The 20,937-nt window shown below is 54.0% G+C and carries 21 protein-coding genes; 6 read left to right on the top strand and 15 right to left on the bottom strand.

All coding sequences use genetic code 11. From position 1 onward, the window contains the following. Positions 1-40 precede the first annotated feature (40 nt). From ACQUTD_RS07255 to ACQUTD_RS07270, 4 genes are all read right to left on the bottom strand, one after another. Positions 41-718, bottom strand: a complete 678-nt coding sequence (locus tag ACQUTD_RS07255; protein ID WP_072567500.1) for an AroM family protein — start codon at positions 716-718, stop codon at positions 41-43. Positions 719-925: 207 nt separating this feature from the next. After that, positions 926-1,117: a protein YaiA gene (yaiA, locus tag ACQUTD_RS07260; protein WP_072567499.1), complete on the bottom strand. Its 192-nt coding sequence runs from the start codon at positions 1,115-1,117 to the stop codon at positions 926-928. A gap of 67 nt (positions 1,118-1,184) precedes the next feature. After that, positions 1,185-1,709 carry a shikimate kinase AroL gene (gene aroL / locus ACQUTD_RS07265; RefSeq protein WP_318363209.1) on the bottom strand — a complete coding sequence of 175 codons (525 nt, stop codon included), beginning with the start codon at positions 1,707-1,709 and terminating at the stop codon, positions 1,185-1,187. 208 nt (positions 1,710-1,917) lie between these two features. Then, entirely contained in the window at positions 1,918-2,391 is a 474-nt protein-coding gene (locus ACQUTD_RS07270; RefSeq protein ID WP_072567497.1) for a YaiI/YqxD family protein, read from the bottom strand. Between the two features lie 139 nt (positions 2,392-2,530). Between ACQUTD_RS07270 and proC the strand changes: the two genes are divergently transcribed. Then, positions 2,531-3,340, top strand: a complete 810-nt coding sequence (gene proC / locus ACQUTD_RS07275; protein ID WP_072567496.1) for a pyrroline-5-carboxylate reductase — start codon at positions 2,531-2,533, stop codon at positions 3,338-3,340. A gap of 2 nt (positions 3,341-3,342) precedes the next feature. Here proC and adrA read toward each other — a convergent pair whose 3' ends face one another. The 5 genes from adrA to ACQUTD_RS07300 form a co-directional block, all read right to left on the bottom strand. Then, positions 3,343-4,458 (bottom strand): diguanylate cyclase AdrA, encoded by a 1,116-nt coding sequence (adrA, locus tag ACQUTD_RS07280; RefSeq protein WP_473274038.1) that lies wholly within the window; start codon positions 4,456-4,458, stop codon positions 3,343-3,345. A 96-nt stretch (positions 4,459-4,554) separates the two neighbouring features. Continuing rightward, complete coding sequence (psiF, locus tag ACQUTD_RS07285) at positions 4,555-4,869, bottom strand: phosphate starvation-inducible protein PsiF (protein WP_318363205.1); 315 nt, start codon at positions 4,867-4,869, stop codon at positions 4,555-4,557. Positions 4,870-5,057: 188 nt separating this feature from the next. Next, on the bottom strand, positions 5,058-5,318 hold the full coding sequence (iraP, locus tag ACQUTD_RS07290; RefSeq protein WP_072567494.1) for an anti-adapter protein IraP: 261 nt from the start codon (positions 5,316-5,318) through the stop codon (positions 5,058-5,060). 225 nt (positions 5,319-5,543) lie between these two features. Further along, the gene (locus ACQUTD_RS07295) at positions 5,544-6,749 is read right to left on the bottom strand and encodes a multidrug efflux MFS transporter (RefSeq protein WP_072567493.1); all 1,206 of its coding nucleotides are present in this window, start codon (positions 6,747-6,749) and stop codon (positions 5,544-5,546) included. Between the two features lie 31 nt (positions 6,750-6,780). Beyond that, the gene (locus ACQUTD_RS07300; RefSeq protein WP_473274035.1) at positions 6,781-7,464 is read right to left on the bottom strand and encodes an extensin family protein; all 684 of its coding nucleotides are present in this window, start codon (positions 7,462-7,464) and stop codon (positions 6,781-6,783) included. A 106-nt stretch (positions 7,465-7,570) separates the two neighbouring features. Here ACQUTD_RS07300 and ddlA point away from each other — a divergent pair, with 106 nt between their 5' ends. After that, complete coding sequence (gene ddlA, locus ACQUTD_RS07305; protein WP_473274034.1) at positions 7,571-8,668, top strand: D-alanine--D-alanine ligase; 1,098 nt, start codon at positions 7,571-7,573, stop codon at positions 8,666-8,668. Here ddlA and ACQUTD_RS07310 read toward each other — a convergent pair. Beyond that, complete coding sequence (locus ACQUTD_RS07310) at positions 8,665-8,889, bottom strand: DUF2754 family protein (RefSeq protein WP_473274032.1); 225 nt, start codon at positions 8,887-8,889, stop codon at positions 8,665-8,667. The genes ddlA and ACQUTD_RS07310 overlap by 4 nt on opposite strands. A 255-nt stretch (positions 8,890-9,144) precedes the next feature. Between ACQUTD_RS07310 and ACQUTD_RS07315 the strand changes: the two genes are divergently transcribed. Beyond that, a complete protein-coding gene (locus ACQUTD_RS07315; protein WP_072567489.1) occupies positions 9,145-9,453 on the top strand; it encodes a DUF2755 family protein in 309 nt (102 codons plus the stop codon). Between the two features lie 5 nt (positions 9,454-9,458). Here ACQUTD_RS07315 and ACQUTD_RS07320 read toward each other — a convergent pair whose 3' ends face one another. From ACQUTD_RS07320 to ACQUTD_RS07330, 3 genes are all read right to left on the bottom strand, one after another. Further along, positions 9,459-10,553, bottom strand: coding sequence for a DUF1615 family protein (locus tag ACQUTD_RS07320; protein WP_473274030.1), 1,095 nt, complete (start codon positions 10,551-10,553; stop codon positions 9,459-9,461). 14 nt (positions 10,554-10,567) lie between these two features. Continuing rightward, on the bottom strand, positions 10,568-11,788 hold the full coding sequence (gene sbmA, locus ACQUTD_RS07325) for a peptide antibiotic transporter SbmA (protein ID WP_072567487.1): 1,221 nt from the start codon (positions 11,786-11,788) through the stop codon (positions 10,568-10,570). Positions 11,789-11,871: 83 nt separating this feature from the next. Next, entirely contained in the window at positions 11,872-12,405 is a 534-nt protein-coding gene (locus ACQUTD_RS07330; protein WP_318363199.1) for an isochorismatase family protein, read from the bottom strand. Between the two features lie 205 nt (positions 12,406-12,610). Between ACQUTD_RS07330 and ampH the strand changes: the two genes are divergently transcribed. Beyond that, entirely contained in the window at positions 12,611-13,768 is a 1,158-nt protein-coding gene (ampH, locus tag ACQUTD_RS07335) for a D-alanyl-D-alanine-carboxypeptidase/endopeptidase AmpH (protein WP_321988744.1), read from the top strand. 14 nt (positions 13,769-13,782) lie between these two features. Here the strand turns inward: ampH and ACQUTD_RS07340 are convergent, their stop codons facing one another. Continuing rightward, on the bottom strand, positions 13,783-14,403 hold the full coding sequence (locus ACQUTD_RS07340; RefSeq protein ID WP_318376347.1) for a helix-turn-helix domain-containing protein: 621 nt from the start codon (positions 14,401-14,403) through the stop codon (positions 13,783-13,785). Positions 14,404-14,487: 84 nt separating this feature from the next. Further along, complete coding sequence (locus ACQUTD_RS07345) at positions 14,488-17,460, bottom strand: autotransporter outer membrane beta-barrel domain-containing protein (RefSeq protein ID WP_473274029.1); 2,973 nt, start codon at positions 17,458-17,460, stop codon at positions 14,488-14,490. 475 nt (positions 17,461-17,935) lie between these two features. Here ACQUTD_RS07345 and hemB point away from each other — a divergent pair, with 475 nt between their 5' ends. Both hemB and olsF read left to right on the top strand, forming a co-directional pair. Beyond that, positions 17,936-18,907 (top strand): porphobilinogen synthase, encoded by a 972-nt coding sequence (hemB, locus tag ACQUTD_RS07350; protein WP_072567482.1) that lies wholly within the window; start codon positions 17,936-17,938, stop codon positions 18,905-18,907. Positions 18,908-19,042: 135 nt separating this feature from the next. Then, positions 19,043-20,743 carry a bifunctional ornithine lipid synthase OlsF gene (gene olsF / locus ACQUTD_RS07355; protein WP_473274028.1) on the top strand — a complete coding sequence of 567 codons (1,701 nt, stop codon included), beginning with the start codon at positions 19,043-19,045 and terminating at the stop codon, positions 20,741-20,743. Positions 20,744-20,937: the final 194 nt, after the last annotated feature.

A 20,937-nucleotide genomic window follows, 5' to 3' on the forward strand; every position in this document is an offset into this window, starting at 1 on the left:
TATAGGGGCCAGGCTTTATGACTGTCACGTAAAATCGCTGTTACATCAGCAGCTCAGAGGCAAGACGGGCGACCAGCACGTTAGAGAGCAGAACGGGAACGTCGAGGGATTTTTGCAGCAGATCACGGTGCGCCTGGTGAAAACCGAGGCAGTCGAGCATCAGCACGTCAGCGCCCTGATCGATGAGCGTTCTACCTGCGTCCACCAGCTGCGAGCCGATAGTGTCCTGTGGACTGGCAATGGCGTACAGCGGCTCGTTTGAAAGCGCCTGCCATTTTTGCTGCTGTTCGCCAAGCATCTCTGCCATCGGCACCAGCACGCCCACCTGATGACCATCAATAATGGAGGCGACCAGCGGCGGAATAATGCGTTGCGGCTCCAGCAAAATAGCGTTGCGGGATTTCAGCCCTTCGATTTTATCGTTATACATTAGCAGGATGACATCATAGCCCTGCTTATCGAGCAGTTCGATGACGCTTTGCAGATCGCGCTTCACCTTCTGGCGCGAGACTTTTACCACCTCGCCATTGTTCAGCAGTGCGCGGATCTCGTCCTCGCCCGGCGCGGCGGCGTAATCTTCAAGGGCATCTTCAGGATCCATCTTGCCCATCAAACTAACGTGGGTGATCTGATCTTCAGCAATGTGCTCAGTTAAGAGCGGCAGCACAGCATTGAGGGGCACCACACCAATGGTGAGGATGGCCAGAGTCGCACTCATGGTTCTTTCCGCCTTCTTCACTTCAGTTATTCAGGACTGACAATTGCTCACGCCAGAGGGCGGGAGTAAAACCGGCAATGATCGTCGCAGAAAAAAGCGTAGCAGCAGATATGACCGGAGCGTGACTATTTTTGTAAACGCTTACATAAACGTCTGTTATTTCCCGAAAGGTTTATAAAATTTCCCCCGCGGCGCGGGGGAAAGGGATCAGGATTTATCAGGATCTTCGTAGCGGCGCTTGGCATCCAGCGCTTCCTGCTCGGTATTATGCTCGCTGATCAGCGAATCGGGCTTAGGGTGATCGGATCGTAACTGATACCAGGTCACGGTTTCTTCCTGATTTCCTTTTTCAACGGTCACGATACGCGCTTCTCTTGGGTACGGCGGTCTTGTTGGCATAGCACTTCCTTTTTTATCAGTTTTTATCAGTCGTACCTGGAGTATAGCCAAAGGTAGCGCATCAGGTTTAGCTTGCGCGCGCCAGTAATAATACCGTCTGGATTTCTGCCACTACGCTTTCCGGATCCTGAGCGCCATCAACCACATAGTGCGCCGCCTCGCGATAAAGCGCATCGCGCTCGGCCAGAATATCGCTCACTTCTTCGCTGATGGGTTTACCGGTCAGCGTCGGGCGCTGAGTGGCTTTCGGCGTGGCTTCAAGGCGCTGCGCCAGTACGTCCACCGGGGCGCAGAGATAAATCACGATGCCCTGTTCGCGCATAAACTGACGGTTAAATTCGCTGAGGATAATCCCGCCGCCGGTGGCGATCACTGTCGATGGCGCGGTGACGCTTTGCAGGGTGGCGGTTTCCCGTGCGCGAAATCCTGACCAGCCCTCTTTTTCAACGATACTGGCGACGGTCATTTGCGCCTGATCCTGTAATACGCGATCGGTATCGACAAACTGGCAGTCGCGGACCCGGGCGAGCTGAACGCCGATGGTGGTTTTTCCGCAACCGCGTGCGCCAGTTAGAAAGATGGGTAACGTCATGACCTGGTGATCCCCCTGGTTCCGCCCAATGCAGAACGAGATATGATGTAACAAAAATGCTTATCTGCTGCCAGCAAATGTAAATAAATAATTACAGAGAAATTTAAAACAGCGGTAACAGTGATTTTAGCGAGAAAAATTGCACTTTAAAGTGTAAAGATAAAATGGCACGCCCACCTTACTGAATGCGTCGTCCGTTGACAAGCTTTCAGCTGCCCTGATTGCTTTCACGGCGGCGCTTAACCTCCAGCAGCCATTTATCCAGTTCGGCGGCAAAGTGCTGACGATCGCGCTGAGAGAGCGAATCCGGCCCGCCGGTCTGTACGCCGCTGGCGCGCAGGGTATCCATAAAATCACGCATCGTCAGGCGTTCACGAATGGTGGCTTCGGTATAGCGTTCGCCGCGCGGGTTCAGCGCTGCACCGCCTTTAGCGATCACTTCCGCCGCCAGCGGAATGTCAGCGGTGATCACCAGATCGCCGGGATTGCACAGCCGCACGATTTCGTTATCTGCCACGTCGAAGCCCGCCTCCACCCGCAGGGTACGGATAAAGCGTGACGGCGGCACGCGCAGCGACTGATTCGCCACCAGCGTCAGCGGGGTTTGCGTGCGCTCAGCGGCGCGAAATAATACTTCTTTGATTACGTTCGGACACGCATCGGCATCCACCCAAATCACCATATTGACTCCTGATAAACGATTACGCCTTATTCTCGCCTGAATCGTCTCTGCCCGCAAAGACTACAAGGAAGCTTTAGCCCTGTGCGCGGATCCACGTTAAGCTATAAACCCAATCAATAAAAAACCAGGGAGTGACGTGATGGACAAAAAAATTGGTTTTATCGGCTGCGGCAACATGGGTAAAGCGATCCTCGGCGGTTTGATCGCCAGCGGCCAGGTGCTGCCGGGCCAGATTTGGGTGTATACCCCCTCTCCCGATAAAGTCGCTGCGCTGCACGATCAATACGGCATCAATGCCGCCGCCAGCGCGCAGGAAGTGGCGCAGGTCGCCGATATTGTGTTTGGCGCGGTGAAACCTAACGTCATGATCAAAGTGCTGAGTGAAATCACTTCCAGCCTTAATAAAGATACGCTGATTGTCTCTATCGCCGCAGGCGTGACGCTGGATCAGCTGGCGCGCGCCCTCGGCCACGATCGCAAAATCGTGCGTACCATGCCTAACACCCCTGCGCTGGTGAATGCCGGTATGACCTCGATCACCCCTAACGCGCTGGTGACGCCGGAAGATATTGCGGATGTGGTGAATATTTTCCGCTGCTTCGGTGAAGCGGAAGTGATCGCCGAACCGATGATCCATCCGGTCGTCGGCGTCAGCGGCTCCGCCCCGGCCTATGTGTTTATGTTTATCGAAGCCATGGCTGATGCAGCGGTGCTCGGCGGTATGCCTCGCGCCCAGGCCTATAAGTTTGCGGCGCAGGCGGTGATGGGCTCGGCAAAAATGGTGCTGGAAACCGGTAAACATCCGGGTGAACTGAAAGACATGGTGTGCTCACCTGGCGGCACCACTATCGAGGCGGTCAGGGTGCTGGAAGATCGCGGTTTCCGCTCGGCGGTGATCGAAGCGATGAACAAATGCATGGAAAAATCAGAGAAGCTCAGCAAAGCCTGAGTTCAGGCGGCGATTTCGGTACGGTTGCGTCCGGCGTTTTTGGCTTTGTACAGCGCCATATCAGCGGCCTTTAGCCATTCGCGGTAGTGCAGCATATCGGCGGTTAAGGGCGCAACGCCCACGCTGATGTGCAGGGTGACGTGCGGAGCGGAGGTCAGGCGGAAGGTCGCAAGCCTGGCATGGACGCGACTCATGGCGGCAGCGGCGCTTTCCGGGCTGGTGCCGTTCATGATCACCGCGAATTCATCGCCGCCAAAGCGCCCAATCACATCGCCGCCGCGCAGACTCATTTGCAGATGGTGCGTCAGAGCAATGATGGCTTCATCGCCAATGTCATGGCCGCAGGTGTCATTGATGATTTTGAAATGGTCGAGATCGATAAGCAGTACCGTGGAAGCCAACTGGTGGCGGCGACAATTATCGTATTCGTTACGCAGCAGGATCTCCCAGTAGCGGCGGTTGTAGACGCCGGTCATGCCATCGCGGGTGCTCATCACCTTCAGACGACGTTTCTGCGCGGCCAGCCGGTTCGCCGTTTTGTAACTCCCCCACGCGAACAGCATCGGATAGATCACCAGAAAGGGGATCGACAACCACCCTTCCAGCGGCGTACTGGTCAGCACCACGGCAATACCGGTGATTTGCAGCGTGACCAGACAGGTTACCAGCAGCAGAACTAACCCCATGCCGCATAATTTCGGGCCGCCTGCGCCCATTAAATTCACGCCGATCATCATTACCAGCGCCGCGGTAGGCATGACGTTCACGCCAATAATGGCGATCCACACACCGGCAAGAATGGCATCCGTCTTCAGGTTGGCCAGTTCCGCACGCTTCGGCTCGCTGGCGCGCACTGCCCGTTGCCAGGCAAAATGCGGCCAGATAAACGCCCAGCACAGCAACGCCATCCACCAGCCCCCGGCGAGGGATTGCGTCACCATAACGCCTGCCAGCGGGAAATAGAGGCCACCCACACCCGCCACGCGCGGCATCCTGGCGCGGCGGACAAACTGCTGCCCGGCCCGGTAAAGTTCGTCCTGACTGTGTAAGCTGTCGCCGTCAGGACGGGACGGCGCAGAAGTATAAAAATTGTTATCATTCATAATTTTTGGGAACATTCTGAAACATTTCCAAAAATTATAGGCAGGTGAACCGACAGGTAAGTATGAAATTTCGGGTGAGCCGCCGCGCAGCGTCACCCGTTTGTATCAGCATTATTTTTTGAGGCAGGCGCTCATAAACTTACTGCGATCCTCGCCTTTCAGCGATTGCTGGGTCGCCTGAGAATTACATTCGCGCATTTTTTGCTGCTGGGGGGAAAGACTTTTCTGGCCCGGCTCTACCTTAGTATTTTTCAGGCAATCGCTCATATAACTTTTGCGGGCGTCGCCTTTTAACGTCTGCGCGGTGGCCTGTTGATTACAAATGGTCATACGTTGCTGTTGCGGCGTCAGATCTTTTTCAGCCGCGCTGACTGCCATCATAAAAAGCATGCCAAACAGCAGGGTTACCAGGAATGTTATTTTCATATCACCATCCTCAGGGCAAGTTTCTCTTTAAGCATGGCGCGTTACGAAAAAAAAACCACCCTCCGTTCATTTGCGCAATCAGGCGGCAAATGAACGGAGGGTGGTTGTAGACTATTTTCTGCCAGCAAAGACAGGCAGGGCAATAAAAGAAATAAAAAGCGCGATCGCTGGCATTCCCATTCAGTAATTTAACTGCGGGGATGCCTGAGAAGCTTTTTTACGTATTGCTGCAACAGTTCAGAATCCTTTTCCGAGACCTCGGCATCCGGGCGGGCCGCTTCCAGCGCGCCTTCGATACTCTGGATCAGCGCATTCTGTTCCGGCGCGGCCATGTGGCGCAGCAGTGCCGTCACCACAATTTCCAGCGCCTCGACCTGCGCGACCAACTCCTTGGACTCTTCCTCCTTTTCAGCAAGCTTAACCAACAACTCTGCGATGAGGTTTTTCATAGCGCTATTTCCTTATGTGATTTCCGCTGACGTTAGCACCAGATCTGATAATTGCAAAGTAGCTTCAGGTATTATTTTTTTCAAATGATTAATGCTTTTTTATGACCGCGAATTATTTTGGCTTTGCCGGGCTGTAAATACAGCAATGCTGGCCAAAGTGTGCAGGCAAAACAACAGACTGACGGAGCATTAAGCTCCGTTAAATAATAGTTTAAGTCTGCTTACTTATTTTTTATCAATGCGAAGGCGGGTGCGCCTGAGTTCTGCCGCCAGTTGCCAGACGTTAAGCAAAACCACTACGGCGGTGGCGGCAAACACCCAGCGGAATCCGGCCATCGCGGAGACGGTCGCGCCCATCAGCGGACCGGCGACGTTGCCCAGATACATAAACGACTGGTTGTAGCCGAAAATGCGTCCGGTGACCTGATCGCTGGAGTATTTTAGCAGCAACGTCTGCACTGCCGGCAGCATGGCGCCATCCACAAAGCCAAGCAGAAAACGCAGGATGCCTAATTGCAGCGGCGAGGTGACAAAAGACATGGCGAAGAACAGCCCGACGGCGCAGATGAGCGTCGCCATCAGAATGCGGGCGGTACCGATGCGATCGCCAAGCTTACCGAGCCGGGGCGCGGAGATCAGCGCCGATACGCCCGGAATGGCGGCGATCATACCGCTAAGAAACGCAATATTGGTGCTGTCCGGCGACAGCGACTGAATAAACAGCGCCAGCACCGGCCCCACGGATCCATTACACAACTGGATGACCATGGTCGTGACGAACAGGCTGATCACCAGCCGCGGATAAGGCAGCGAGGCAAATACCGCTTTGCCGGACAAACGCTGCGCTTTGCTGATTTTCGGCCGTACGCCCTCTTTGATCAGGAACAGCGTGACCAGGAAACTGACCACCAGCAGGATAGCGGTAATGAAAAATACCGCCCGCAGACCAACATGATCCGCCAGAAAGCCGCCCATCAACGGGCCGCCGATCACGCCGCTGATTTGCGCCGTGGACAGGGTGCTGAGCGCCCAGCCGCTGCGCTCGCGGGGCACCTGCGAGGCGACCAACGCCATCGCGTTGGGAATGTAGCCGGAGGTCAGCCCCATGATGCCGCGCAGCAACAGGAGCTGCCAGACGTTAGTGGCGAAGGCCTGTAACAGAATGGCGATGGCCATGCCCAGCGAGGCGCGCAGCAGCATCAGCTTGCGGCCCTTGCGATCCGCGAGGCTGCCCCACATCGGCGAAACAATGGCCGACACCAGAAAGGTAATGCTGAAGGTCAGCCCTGACCACATTGACAGCGCTTCATGTGAAGTAACGCCGAGCTGTGCCACATACAGCGGCAGAAAAGGCAGGATCTGACTGATCGCCAGGCCGGTGAAAAAACAGCCGAACCAGACGGAGATAAGATTTACTTTCCAGGCTTCCATAACAGGTTGTCTTTCTTATGTGGATCACCCATTAGCGGCACAGGCCATAGCCGCGCATGCCAAGGTGAAAATGATTTGCGTGGGCCGCATTGTACTCCGGGCCCAGCCCGTTGCCGTAATAGTCGCAGCTGGCACTGAGCATCGCCTGAAGCCAGGGCTGGGTTTTATCCACTTTCCAGCCACGCAGTACGCTGACCTGCTGACCGGAGGCGAGACGAAAACCGCTGATATCCAGCGCATCCGCCGTGGCGTGTTCGCTCAGGCGCGCGTTCTCGCGGTGATAAATATTACGGCAGGCATAGCTGCCCAAATGGTCGATGCGCACCAGCGGGCTGCCCATGAACTGCTGCGTCAAAGGCCGCGCCTGTTGATCGACAAACAGCGCCGAGCTTAACGCCAGCGGACATGAGGCCAGAAAACTGCTGCTGAGCTTTACCGGGCCAAAATCGCGCACCCGCACCGCGTTGGTGAGCGGACAGCTGCCGGTGGTGTTGGCGACCGACCGCGTGGTGATCAGCCCCTGCTGATTGGCCTCTGCCAGCAAGGCGGCGCACTGCTCAGGCGGCAAGCGTCGCAGCTTAAACTGGGTAATGACGCCGGGCGGATCGCTTAAGCGCAGCGGCGTAAAGGGGTTATACCAGGAGGGCAGATGGCGATACGCCATCACGCCCGCCCCCAAAAGAACCGCGACAACAATCAGGCTTTTTCCTTTCACGCGTTCTCCTTTCAGGATGAAGAAACATTATATCAGAAGGCCGGGAATCCGCCGTTTTGACGTGGTAAGGTAGAGACTTTCATGACGTTAATGAGTGGATGTGGTGATGAAGAAGTTGCGGGTAGGCGTGGTGTTTGGCGGTAAATCGGCGGAGCATGAAGTCTCATTGCAGTCGGCGAAAAACATCGTGGAAGCGATGGACAAAAACCGCTTCGAGGTGGTGTTACTGGGTATTGATAAGCAGGGACAGTGGCACGTTAATGATGCAGAAAATTACCTGCTGAATGCCCATGATCCGGCGCGCATTGCGCTCAATCCTTCCGCAACCCGCCTGGCGCAGATCCCAGGCCAGGCGGAACAGCCGCTGATTAACGCCGACAATGGCGAGCCGCTGCCGCACATTGACGTGATTTTCCCGATTGTGCACGGCACGCTGGGGGAAGACGGTTCTTTGCAGGGTATGCTGCGCATGGCTAACCTGCCGTTTGTCGGCTCAGACGTGCTCGGATCCGCCGCCTGTATGGATAAAGACGTCACCAAGCGCTTGCTGCGCGATGCCGGACTGAATATCGCCCCCTTTATCACCCTGACGCGGGCTAACCGCCAGCGCTATTCTTTCGCTGAGATGACCTCGACGCTCGGCCTGCCGCTGTTTGTTAAACCGGCAAACCAGGGGTCGTCCGTTGGCGTCAGTAAAGTGACCACCGAAGCGCAGTATGAGGCGGCGGTGCGTCTGGCCTTCGAATTCGATCATAAAGTCGTGGTGGAAAAAGGCATTGTCGGTCGCGAAATCGAATGCGCCGTGCTGGGTAACGACGAGCCTGAAGCCAGCACCTGCGGCGAAATCGTGCTTAACAGTGAGTTTTACGCTTACGATACCAAGTACATTGATGATAACGGCGCGCGGGTGGTGGTCCCGGCGGATATCGATCCGGCGATCAATGACGCGATCCGTAATATTGCGGTGCAGGCATATCAGACACTGGGCTGCGCCGGGATGGCGCGCGTGGACGTGTTTCTGACGGCTGATAATGACGTAATTATTAATGAAATCAACACGCTGCCGGGATTCACCAATATCAGTATGTATCCCAAGCTGTGGCAGGCAAGCGGTATCGGTTATACAGATCTGATTAGCCGTCTGATCGATCTGGCGTTAGCGCGCCATCAGGCCGACAGCGCGCTGAAAAGCACCATGAATTAATCCGGCGTTTTCGCCGCCGTCTCGTCTTCTGCGGGGCGGCGGCGAATAATCAGCCCCGCCAGCCAGAAGCTGATCACCCAGGTCACCAGCCCGACGGCATACGTCTGCCACCCCTGCGCCTCAAATCCCAGTAGTCCCAACACGCCGTTAAGAATGAAGATCAAACCAATGGCAAACGCGTAATAATGCCAGTCACGGCGAATTTTCTCAGGCAGTTTCATAACAACTCCGCAGGCTAAAAAAATATCCTCGCATATTTGCGCCCGCTCGTCTGTGCGGCATGCGGAAAATCTTAAATGTTAATGAATAAATATATATGTTACAAAAATGTGAGTGTCAGCAAAAATTGATTATTCTTCCCCGCGTTACGGTGCAATTTGTCACCAATCTGATATTGACAATCACGATGTCCTGTCAAAATAAACTCAGTATCACCGGCTTTTAGCCGACGTTCATCATGAGTAGCGGAGGTCGATATGGCAGACTTTACTTTGTCGAAACCCTTTTCGGATCGGAAAGGAAAAAAGCGTGACGCCTCCACCCCGGGTAACATTGCGTATGCCGTATTTGTACTGCTCTGCTTCTGGGCCGGTGCGCAACTGTTAAACCTGCTGGTGCATGCGCCTGGCGTGTTTGAACATCTGATGCAGATGCAGGATGTAAACCGGCCGCATGTCGAAATGGGGCTGGGCGTAGGGACCATTTTTGGTCTGGTCCCCTTTCTCATCGGTAGCGCCATTCTTGGCGTCATTGCCCTGCTGCTGCGCTGGCGGCGTTACGATTAAGCCTTTTATTTCTTTCCCATGCAGCGCGCCCGACGATCGTCCACACGCTTAGCAAACCAGGCGGTCGTCAGGTTGCGGGTGATTTTCGGGCTTTCCAGCTGAATGCCGGGCAACATCTCTTTCGGCTGCGCTTTCCCGCTTTTCTGCTCTGCTAAACGATACACTTCGCGATAGAGCGCGGTCTTTTCAAACGCCAGACTGTCGCCCTTCTCCAGTTGCTGACGAATTTCACGCTCGCTCATATCCAGTTTGCCCGCCAGTTTTCGCACTGCCAGCTCGGTTTTACCCGGTTCGCGCGTATCGTAACGGATCAGATCGCCATCCAGCGCCAGCTTCACGCCGCTGGCTTTGCTGACCGCATTCTGGAACGCAGCATTGCGGCTGGCGTACCATCCGGCATTAAAATCGGCGAAACGGTAGAGCGGCGCGGAGTAACTGGCGGGATAGTTAAGCAAATGATAAGTCCCGAACCACAGACCGCCGCGGCGGGTGAACACTTCCTGACGCACCGAGCCGTCCATCTTCCACGGGTAACCGCTGGCATGCTTTTCAGCAAAGTCGATGCTCACCTGCATCGGCCCGCCGGTGTGCACCGGATTCAGCGAACCAAAGAGCGTCTGCCCCAGCGGTACGCGGTCGATCAGGTCGTCGAAAATCGCGCTGAGCTGCTTTTCGGTCTTCACGTTATCAAGACGCTCGCTGTAGCTTTTGCCCGTCGTTGAGTTGATTTTCAGCGCGGTGTGCACAACAAACGAGGGAATGTGCAGCCGCGCGGCGCGCTTGTCGATCTCCTGCCAGGCGATTTTGCTCAGCCCCGGCACCGGGGGATCGGCCTGATAGTTAGACTCCTGCTGCGCCACCGCCAGCACCGAGCAGATGTTTTCCAGCGTCGGCGCCAGCGACTGGCTTTCAAAGGTGGCTGCCAGGTCCTTCGCCCACGCATCGCGATCTTTCACGCTGGCGGGCATTTTCGCCCGCACCACGCCTGCCACATCAACCGCCTTCTCCCCCTCTTTTAGCGGCGTCGCACGCTCTGTGCTACATCCGGCGAGGATAAGACCGGCCAGAATCGGGATAAAACGTGGTGCGATCAAAGACATACTCTTTCCCTGTATCAGCTCAGTGTGGTGACAACGTCCGGCGTTTCCTCGTTATCGAGGGTGCGTTCGAAGGTACGCAAACGCTTGTAGATAGACATCAGTTCCACCAGCGTTGTCCAGGAGTTGATCAGATACTGGAAAGAGCTGCGCACCTGGTCAAATACGTTGGTGATCTGCGTCATCAGTCCGAGCGTGATGGTACCGGCAACAATCGACGGGAACAGCAGGAAAAGGCCGAAAACGTTATCGATTTGCAGGTAAAAAATACGCGCGATATTGAAGTACATATAGTGAAAATAGAGGCGGAAATAGTTACGGCGCACCGCGGCAAACAGCTCGCGCACGGTAGGCGGATCGGCACGCTCCGGATCGTCCTCGCCATACACCAGCTCTTTACGATAGGCCGCTTCCACGCGCTGATTTTTAAACTCCAGCCCCGGCAGTTTGATACCCACCACCGCCAGCAGGCCAGTGCCCACCAGCGACCAGAGGATAGCCGCCACCACCAGACCATAGGGGATATGCCCGATAATGGGGAGCTCCGGCACGTGCGCCGACAGCGTCACCAGAATCGGCAGGAAAGCGATCAGCTTCATAATGGCGTTGAGGAAACTGACGCCCATGTCTTCCAGCGTACTGGAGAAGCGCATGGTGTCTTCCTGCACACGCTGCGCGGCCCCTTCGATATGGCGTAAACGCTGCCAGTGCGCCATGTAATATTCGTTCATCGCCGTGCGCCAGCGGAACACATAGTGGCTGACGAAGAAGTTATTCAGCACCGCCACCAGCACCGCGATCAGCGCGATACCCAGGAAGACGCCGATTTCACGATAGAACTGGCCCAGGGTAACTTTGTGCGGCGCGCTGAGCGCGGTCTGGATCAGATCGTAAAAAGGCGCGTACCAGGCGTTAATCGCCACGCTCACCTGCACCATAAACCAGGTGACGAAGATGATCAGTGCCGTACCCAGAATCGACCAGTTCTGCCAGCGATGCGGCGCGGCTTTATACCAGAACAGCGCAAAAATCCCCACGCAGAGGGCGTAGTAAGCGTAAAAGACCAGATAGCCGCCCGACCAGAAGCGCGCAGCGCCAATCGGGACGTCATCAGACGCACCGGCAATGTGTTGTAGCCAGTCGCCCCCGCCAGCCTGCCAGAAAATAACGGCAATCAGCGCCCAAATAAATGCCGACAAAAAGAATGGTCCCGGCTTTGGGAAAAAAGACTTAAACATATCTGCTCCTGAAGCTTCTCATTTTTATAGCGAACAACGTGCTTAACGGATGAAATCCGCCTTTCAGACCAACCGGCGGTGGCTTAGTTCGCCTGCCACTCGCCAAGAATTGTTTCTGTGGATTTCACCTGCACCGGATTGCCGGGCATGATCAGCGTGCGCCAGACCTCATTGTGGTGAGCAATCAGCGACGCCGCGTCGACCGCGGCGCGATTCGCTGTGGTGTGAGCATCCTCTGCCACTGTGATCGCGTAACCGCGGCTGGCCCCGGTTTTGATCGTGGTATCGACGCAGTAATCTGTCGCACAGCCGCAAATCACAAATTCGCTAATGCCGTTATCTTCCAGCAGCTGCGCCAGTTCGGTTTTATAAAAAGCATCGCAGGCGGTTTTCGTCACATAGTTCGCCCGTTCTGGCTGAACAAGTTCGGGTAATAATGCGAAGCCTTCGCTGCCGGCTTCCAGACCACCCTCTTCGCAGTGCTGGATGAAAATCACCCTGTCTGCGGCTTGTGTCAGTTGGTTAATACGCATGACGCACTGCTCACGCTGCAAGCGCGGAGTGGCGAAAACACCGTTCTGCATATCCACAATCATGACTACCCGTTTGGCTGACATCGCTTTGCCCCTGAGAAAATTGCCGAAGTTTAGGAGGTTACCATAAGGCTGGCGTCACAGAAGCAGACATTAGGGGGCAAGAAAACCCGTCTGTTTACGCATCGTTACGTTTTAACCGCGAATAATGCCCTTTTCCGGGCTTTGCATCGGGCAACTAAATAGTATAAATACGCATAATCTTCTTAATTCTTTGATGGATACTTCGTTGAAACGTTGTCTGCTTTTATCCGTGATGCTGGGCGTGCTGAGCTTCTCGTCGGCCAATGCCGCGCAACCCTCGCTCGATCCGGAATTTGCCTCTGATGTTGTCGATCGCTACGCAAACCATATTTATTACGGTAGCGGCGCCACCGGCATGGCGATGGTGGTGATCGATGGTAACCAGCGGGTGTTTCGAAGTTTTGGTGAAACCCGACCGGGCAGCAACGTCCATCCGCAGCTTGATTCCGTGATCCGCATCGCTTCGATTTCCAAGCTGATGACCAGCGAGATGCTGGTGAAACTGCTGGATCAGGGCGTGGTTAAACTTAACGATCCCCTGAGCAAGTATGCCCCGCCAGGCGCACGTGTTCCGACTTATAACGGCACGCCTATTACGCTGGTTAACCTTGCCACCCATACCAGCGCGTTACCGCGCGAACAGCCGGGCGGCGCGGCGCATCGTCCGGTATTTGTCTGGCCAACACGCGAGCAGCGCTGGAACTGGCTTTCTACCGCTAAGCTGAAAAGCGCGCCGGGAGCGCAGGCAGCCTATTCAAACCTGGCCTTTGATCTGCTGGCGGATGCGTTGTCCACCGCAGCAGGCAAACCCTATCCGCAGCTTTTCGAAGAGCAAATTACCCGTCCGCTGGGGATGAAAGACACCACTTTTACGCCGTCGCCGGATCAGTGCAAGCGGTTGATGGTGGCCGAGAAAGGCGCGAGTCCCTGCAATAATACTCTGGCGGCCATCGGCAGCGGCGGCGTGTACTCGACGCCGGGCGATATGATGCGCTGGATGCAGCAGTTCCTCTCCTCCGATTTTTATGCGCGTAATAATCAGGCCGATCGGATGCAGACGCTGATCTATCAGCGCACGCAGCTTACGCGAGTGATCGGAATGGACGTCCCCGGCAAGGCTGATGCGCTCGGTCTTGGCTGGGTGTACATGTCGCCTAAAAATGGCCGTCCTGGGATCATTCAAAAAACCGGCGGTGGCGGCGGTTTTATTACCTATATGGCGATGGTGCCGAAAAACAATGTCGGCGTTTTTGTTGTGGTCACCCGTTCACCGCTGACGCGTTTTGTAAATATGAGCGACGGCGTAAACGACCTGGTCAGTGAGCTGAGTGGCCATAAGCCGGAAGTGATCCCGGCATCCTGAGCCGCTGCGCACGTTCAGTAATCCAGGGGCAGGCGGTTAATGCAGACCAGCTTGCCCTTCTCCATGCGAATATAATCACCCTGCCTCAGTGCCGCCAGCACCTCTGCAATGACCGAACGTGAAATCAGCGTGCGCCGCTGGATATAGGTCATAACGCCTATACGGGCGCGCAAAGCATCATCCCATTTCGCCATCGTCAGCAGCGTTGCACGTATTTGCGCATAGGAGCTGGTGCCAATCAGTTGCTGGTCGCGCGCTTCCAGCGCCCGGTTTTGCCAGGTCATCCAGTAGAAGGCGTCCCGCCAAAGCTGATATTTATCCAGAAGTTGTAACGTGGTACTGGCAGGAAGATGATAGCCGCGACAAGATGTTTCAACATGCAGATGATAGTGTTCCTGCGTCGGCATTGCGCCGATACCGAGCCCAAAAATCCCCGGTGCGGCTACGACGCCAAGCAGCAACCGATTATTCTGACGTTCTAAAGAAATTGCCCCTTCAAGGAAAACGTAAGTGCGCAGTTCATTACTCTCTTCCGGAACGATAACGCTGCCCTGGGCATATTCAAAGGGCGTTCCTGAAGGCATTAACCGATGATTCAGACGATGAAACTCGTCTACCGGTTGGCTGTTGATCATTTTTACTGTCTTTCCTTGCTGATAAACCCGCCAGTTGCCTGGCGGGCTTTATTACACAACAGGTGAACAAAAACGATACTGTTCTTACCAGGTATATTTCACACCAACATTCGCGCCCCAATCCTGCTCAACGTCGCCGCCGCCCAGGTAGGTTGCATCGCTGTAAGCGCTGAAGTTTTTGGTAAAGCTAAATTGGGTACCCAGTCCAACACGAACCGCTGAACCTTCAACACCATTGTCGATATCGTCGTTGTTAATTTCTGCACTGTTGTCGGCGTCGTCATACACCCACGCCAGTTTGAAGTACGGGGTCAGCGCCTGGTCGGCACCGTAATTGAAGGTGTAACCCGCATCGAAGCCCAGTTCATAACGCAGGCTGTCATAAGACTGACCGTCCATACGCATGTCGTTGCTCAGCTGATAGTCATCGCCCGACTGGAACAGACCATTGATGCTGGCATAAGGCGTCAGATAACCGGTGTTATCGAACTTAAAGTCATAACCCAGTTTCAGACCGAAGCCCCAGGCGTCTGTTGAAGAATCACCATCAACATACTGGCCGTTGCTCATAGTGGCTGACAGGTCATTATTGAAACGGTTGTAACTTAATGAACCATCCAGGAAGACATCGTTGGCAAAGCGAGCGGAAGAATACAACCAGGCAGACTGACTGTCCTGATCAACCTGACCCGTTCTGTCGCTGATGTCGCCTTTTGCGAAGCCCGCCGCAGCACCGATGGTCCATTTAGCGTTGTTGCCTTCAACCAGGGAGTCAACACCCACCATGATACCGCTGGCATCCTGATCGTAAGCAATGGTGCCGTTATCGCCGTTGTAGCTGCCGCCAAAGTAGCTTACCCATGCCCCGCCGTTATCGGCCAGACCATGGCGGCCATTGGTCAGGCGAGCGCCTAACGTGTCCTGCTCAAGGTTCCAGATATTGGTATTGGCAGACGGAATGCTCAACGCCATGTTGGCGTAATCGGTCAGCTCTTTCTGCTTGAGGATAACGGTATTGCCGTTCTGCTCAGCCTGATAGGTGTAAGCCCCCAGGTCGGCTTTGTTGGCAGCGGAGAAGGTAGCGTTACTGTTCTGGTCGTTAATGTAGATAAGTTCTTTATCTTTGTATTCAGCAACAGAACCGGCACCGGTGGCGTTATCGATACGCACTTTATAGTTACCGGTCGCAGCAATGACGTTGTCAATGGAGCTGTTATCCAGTTCATCGCCATTGTTGATATCGCCGTTACCGTTAACGGTCAGGTGACCATCAGAATTCATGGCGATAGTACCGTAACCGTAGTTAGCCTGCGTTTTATCCCAGGTACGATCGTTCACCAGATCCGCATTCAGTACATAATCGCTGCTGTGGATATTGAACACACCGGACACCACATCACCATGGTTATCCGCAACGTTACCGCTGGTCAGTTCCAGTTTATCGGTGCTGAAGACGCCGTTGTCATACTGATCGACATTAACATCTAATGCGCCGCCGTTTGTTACGGTGATGGTATTGGCGTACAGAGAGTAATCACCATAGTGAGTGACGTCATCATTCAGCGCAACGGTACTGAAGGTATTAATCGTCAGGTGATCGGTGTTTACCTGTCCATCTTCACCAATGTTCATTGAAGAACCGTTAGTTAATACGATGGTATCTGAAGTTAAACCAGAGTCAGTTACGTTTACCTGAGAGCCATTATTTACTGCCAGGCTATCAATAACGGAACCATTAACGGTATCCCATTCAGAACCGTTATTTAAGGTTACATTAAACACGCCGCTCTGGAATACCTGATTGCTGACAACGCGTCCCCAGTCATTGGCTTCAACGATAGCGCCCGGAGTAAGACTATTAGTCGCCACATCGTACATTGTCGCAGGCGCAATATCGTCAGCATAAATATTTGCTGAACCTACCCACTTGCTGCCGTTGTCCAGAGTAATATTCAGCTCATCAACATTCTGTGCGTCGTCAACCCAGCCACCATTAGTGTCCAGAATGCCGTCACCATTAGAATCATGACCCGTTGAATAGAAAAACTCGCCGTCATCATTCCAGTTACTGGTAAATTCAACATCGCCCAGCAGAGTAGAATGATTGAAATAGACGTTGTTCTTCATTGAGTAATGTGAAGCCGCGTTGTCTGTGAAAGACAGGGCTACGTCATTTGCGCCACCATTTCCTGCGTAATCACTCGGCTCTTCTGAGTTTCCGAAATGACCGCCAAACTCGCCGAAATTATCGTCCTCATATGATTCCAGCGGACTTTGCGAACCGGAAGTCACTGTGGAATTGGCCACACTGATAGTGTTATCCCACTGATGATATTCGGAGCCGTAATTCGTATTGGTGGTATCCCCCTGGCTCAACGCAATACCTGCAACGCGTGAGTTATCAGAGATATTAATATTGCTTTCTACATCCAGGTTAACGGCTACGCCGCGGGAAGTATAGAAAGACTCGTTCGTGGATTTGCCTGTCGTACCGTCCAGATAAGTGTCTGTAAAGTAAAGCGCTTCATAGTCATCATCAATGGTAGAATTGGCGACGTTCAGTGTAAATATATCGCCATCGTACCAGTTAGTATCAACGATGGTCGTGCCGTCGTTGAAAGAATACCCTTCATAGGTGCGAGGCAGGTAGTCGCCCGTGTCCGGGTCGGTGGAGGCAGGGGTTATACCATAATAACCAAACGGCAATTCTGAGGTAATGGAACCATGAATATTTGAGTTTGCGATGTTTACCGTATTATCTGAACCTGACACATAGTCATGATTTAAATAATAAGTTGAAATGGTGCCATTAACGGTATCACCGTTGAAGGATTGATCATAATCAGCGTTGGTGTTGTTATGATAAATAAAACCACTGTAAGTGACATAGTTGCCATCAGAACCTGGAGCATCCATGTTACCCCAGTCCAGTACAGTAGAAGTATTGTCGTGATAGCCCCAGGTATTATAGGTTGCAGCATTTGCCTGAGAAGCGATTGCCAAAGTGCAGGCTAATGCTAGTTGAGATACAACGAGTTTCTTTTTCCAGGAGTGCATTTGTCATCCCTCCTCAGGGATTTAATTCGTTAGCTCGTAAAAATAGAACAGCAATAATATTGCCACCCCGGGAATTATGCGGTGGAGGGTTAGGAAAGTTCAACTAATCCGCTCATAAAGTACGAATCCAGACATAATAATCAGGCACGACAGCCAACATGTGAATTATCCTGTCAAAACAACTGGTTATACCAGCTTATTTTCATCAGGGGACGATTTTTTAAGATTAAAATCCAGATATACATTGATATCGGTGATTATTTAAAAATCGTCATTTAGCAAACCTATAATTATTTATAAAAATGAAAAACGTAGTTAGCAAATAAATATATTAATACGAATTTATATTGCAGGAAATATATTACGAATACACGTTACGCCAGTCTGCCACGGCGGTCTGTAAGGCCAGTTTGGTGAAACATCGCGGTCAAATTGAGGTAAAATGCCATGGTGTCCCACCAACATCAGGCAAATCATGACCGACTTAATCACCCGCCCGCGCCGTCTGCGCAAATCACCCGCACTCCGCGCCATGTTTGAAGAGACAACACTGAGCCTTAACGACCTGGTGTTACCAATTTTTGTTGAAGAAGAACTTGCCGACTACAAGGCCATCGATGCCATGCCGGGCGTGATGCGCATTCCGGAGAAGTTTCTCGCCCGCGAAATTGAACGCATTGCGAAGGCCGGGATCCGCTCGGTGATGACTTTCGGCATATCACACCACACTGACGCCACCGGCAGCGATGCCTGGAAAGAAGACGGTCTGGTGGCGCGTATGTCGCGGATCGCGAAAGATGCCGTGCCGGAAATGATCGTGATGTCCGACACCTGTTTTTGTGAATACACCTCCCACGGCCACTGCGGTGTGCTGTGCGAGCACGGTGTCGATAACGACGCAACCCTTATCAATCTTGGTAAGCAGGCGGTAGTCGCCGCGGCTGCGGGCGCTGATTTTATCGCCCCGTCCGCCGCGATGGATGGTCAGGTACAGGCGATCCGTCAGGCGCTTGATGCGGCTGGCTTCAACGATACCGCCATCATGTCCTACTCCACCAAATTCGCCTCTTCGTTTTACGGCCCGTTCCGTGAAGCCGCCGGTACCGCGCTGAAAGGCGATCGTAAAACCTATCAGATGAACCCCATGAACCGTCGTGAAGCGATCCGCGAATCCCTGCTCGACGAAGCCCAGGGCGCAGACTGCCTGATGGTGAAACCGGCAGGCGCCTATCTGGACATTCTGCGCGATATTCGTGAACGCACGCAGCTGCCGCTTGGCGCATACCAGGTAAGTGGCGAGTACGCGATGATCAAATTCGCCGCTCAGGCGGGCGCGATTGATGAAGATAAGGTGATCCTCGAAAGCCTGGGCGCGATCAAACGCGCCGGCGCGGATCTGATCTTCAGTTACTTCGCGCTGGATCTGGCGGAACGCAAGATCCTCTAATCAACAGGCGGGGTTATCCCGCCTTTTTTATGCCTTTTATATTCCCGCTTAACGATTTTATTTATTCATACCGCTGAAATGTAAACGTCATCATGCCCTTCTACTGTCTGCATCAGGACGGGAGGAGGAGCCAACATGTTTAGCCTCGATAATGTACTCGACGACCTCTGGCCGCAGGCCAGACCGGCACCCTGGCAAAAAAATGCGTTGCGACGTCTGTTCTATGAAGAAGAGTTTCAGCAGTTCGCCGCCCGGCATCGTCATCTGAAAGGGCTGGAGATGGTCGAGCAGGTGCTTGAACACTTACAGATCCGCTGCACCATTCCCGCTCACGACCTTGAACAAATCCCCGAACATGGCCCGCTGGTGATCGTCGCCAACCACCCTACCGGTACGCTTGACGGCCTGGCCCTGCTGTATGCCGTCTCCCGCGTGCGCCGCGATGTAAAAGTGGTCACCAATCGCATGCTGAGCCATCTGGAGCCGCTGAGCTCGTTGTTTATTCCGGTCGATAATCTGGGCGGGCGTACGCGAAAAGCCTCGCTGCAACAGATGGAAAATCAGTTACAGGACGGCGGCGTGCTGATCTTCTTTCCGGCGGGGGAAGTGTCGCGCCTGACCCGCAGCGGCATACGCGATCGCAGCTGGCAGGCGGGCTTTGTCAAAATGGCGGCGAAATTCCGCACTCCGCTGCTGCCGGTGCATATCCGTGCCCACAACAGCGCGCTGTTTTACGCCAGTACGCTGATTTCCCGCACGCTGCCGTTGCTGCTCTTGATGCAACAGATGTTCCGCCGTCGCAACAGCAGCCTGCCGATCAACATCGGCCAGCGCATTCCCTGGGATAGCTGGTACAGTCCGCAAAGCGCCTCGCGGGAGATGGCCGAAAAATGCCGTCAGCACCTGATGCGTTTAAGCAAAAACCAGCCCGGCATCTTGCGAACCGAGTGCGCCATTGCCCGTCCGGAAGATCGTCTCACCCTGAAGCGGGCGCTGGGCAAAGCCGAATGCCTGGGGCAAACCGCCGACGGGAAAACCATCTATTTATGGCAGCGCAACGGCGAAGAAGATGCGCCGATCCTGCGCGAACTGGGCCGCCTGCGTGAGATCGCCTTTCGCGCGGTGGGCGAAGGCAGCGGTAAACGCCGTGACACGGATCGCTACGATGATGACTATCTGCATCTGATCCTGTGGGATGAAGCGGATCTGGAAGTGGTTGGCGCATACCGTTTTAAGCCTGCTGCCAGCGCCCTTAACGCACAGGGCATCGAAGGGCTTTACAGCCACAGCCTGTTCCATTACGACGACAAAATGGCCGATATTCTGCAACAGGGCATCGAACTGGGGCGCAGTTTTATTCAGCCGCGCTACTGGGGACGCCGGGGTCTGGACTATTTATGGTCCGGTATCGGGGCGTATCTGGCGCGTTTTCCGCAGTATCGCTATCTGTTTGGACCGGTTTCCATTTCCGGCGGTCTGCCTCCCGCCGCGCGGGATTTGCTGGTGGCCTTTTACCGCCTGTGGTTCCCGCCTGCGCACCCCTTCGCCGCCTCGCGCCGCCCTTATCCTGCCAGTCTGCCGGATGTGCTGGCACAGTTTACCGGCGAAGATTACACCTCCGATCTTACGCGCCTGAAATCCCTGCTCGGCAATCTGGGCTGCGGCATTCCCCCGCTGTACAAACAGTATTCCGAGCTGTGCGAGCCGGGCGGCGTGCAGTTTATTGATTTCGGCAGCGATCCCGATTTTAACCACTGCGTGGACGGGCTGGTGCTGGTGGATCTCACCTATCTTAAAACCAATCGCTACGAGCGCTACATTGGCGTGCACCGTTAAACCTGCGGCGTCTTCCCGCCGGGAAAGACGCCATTTTTCGGTTAATGGTGTGACATTTTTTTCATTTCACAGGTGAATGTTTACAAAATTAATTTTCCCTCATACTTTGACTTAAGAGAGGGATGATGCCATTCACTTAATAAAACAATCCCTTTTTCGTGAATAGCGCATCATTTTTATCTAAATAGAATCCT

It is taken from the genome of Enterobacter sp. K510, from assembly GCF_055804875.1.

Coding starts and splice junctions, on each gene's coding strand:
- ACQUTD_RS07255 (WP_072567500.1), bottom strand. CDS start 718: ATGAGTGCGACTCTGGCCATCCTCACCATTGGTGTGGTGCCCCTCAAT.
- yaiA (WP_072567499.1), bottom strand. CDS start 1,117: ATGCCAACAAGACCGCCGTACCCAAGAGAAGCGCGTATCGTGACCGTT.
- aroL (WP_318363209.1), bottom strand. CDS start 1,709: ATGACGTTACCCATCTTTCTAACTGGCGCACGCGGTTGCGGAAAAACC.
- ACQUTD_RS07270 (WP_072567497.1), bottom strand. CDS start 2,391: ATGGTGATTTGGGTGGATGCCGATGCGTGTCCGAACGTAATCAAAGAA.
- proC (WP_072567496.1), top strand. CDS start 2,531: ATGGACAAAAAAATTGGTTTTATCGGCTGCGGCAACATGGGTAAAGCG.
- adrA (WP_473274038.1), bottom strand. CDS start 4,458: ATGTTCCCAAAAATTATGAATGATAACAATTTTTATACTTCTGCGCCG.
- psiF (WP_318363205.1), bottom strand. CDS start 4,869: ATGAAAATAACATTCCTGGTAACCCTGCTGTTTGGCATGCTTTTTATG.
- iraP (WP_072567494.1), bottom strand. CDS start 5,318: ATGAAAAACCTCATCGCAGAGTTGTTGGTTAAGCTTGCTGAAAAGGAG.
- ACQUTD_RS07295 (WP_072567493.1), bottom strand. CDS start 6,749: ATGGAAGCCTGGAAAGTAAATCTTATCTCCGTCTGGTTCGGCTGTTTT.
- ddlA (WP_473274034.1), top strand. CDS start 7,571: ATGAAGAAGTTGCGGGTAGGCGTGGTGTTTGGCGGTAAATCGGCGGAG.
- ACQUTD_RS07310 (WP_473274032.1), bottom strand. CDS start 8,889: ATGAAACTGCCTGAGAAAATTCGCCGTGACTGGCATTATTACGCGTTT.
- ACQUTD_RS07315 (WP_072567489.1), top strand. CDS start 9,145: ATGGCAGACTTTACTTTGTCGAAACCCTTTTCGGATCGGAAAGGAAAA.
- ACQUTD_RS07320 (WP_473274030.1), bottom strand. CDS start 10,553: ATGTCTTTGATCGCACCACGTTTTATCCCGATTCTGGCCGGTCTTATC.
- sbmA (WP_072567487.1), bottom strand. CDS start 11,788: ATGTTTAAGTCTTTTTTCCCAAAGCCGGGACCATTCTTTTTGTCGGCA.
- ACQUTD_RS07330 (WP_318363199.1), bottom strand. CDS start 12,405: ATGTCAGCCAAACGGGTAGTCATGATTGTGGATATGCAGAACGGTGTT.
- ACQUTD_RS07340 (WP_318376347.1), bottom strand. CDS start 14,403: ATGATCAACAGCCAACCGGTAGACGAGTTTCATCGTCTGAATCATCGG.
- ACQUTD_RS07345 (WP_473274029.1), bottom strand. CDS start 17,460: ATGCACTCCTGGAAAAAGAAACTCGTTGTATCTCAACTAGCATTAGCC.
- hemB (WP_072567482.1), top strand. CDS start 17,936: ATGACCGACTTAATCACCCGCCCGCGCCGTCTGCGCAAATCACCCGCA.
- olsF (WP_473274028.1), top strand. CDS start 19,043: ATGTTTAGCCTCGATAATGTACTCGACGACCTCTGGCCGCAGGCCAGA.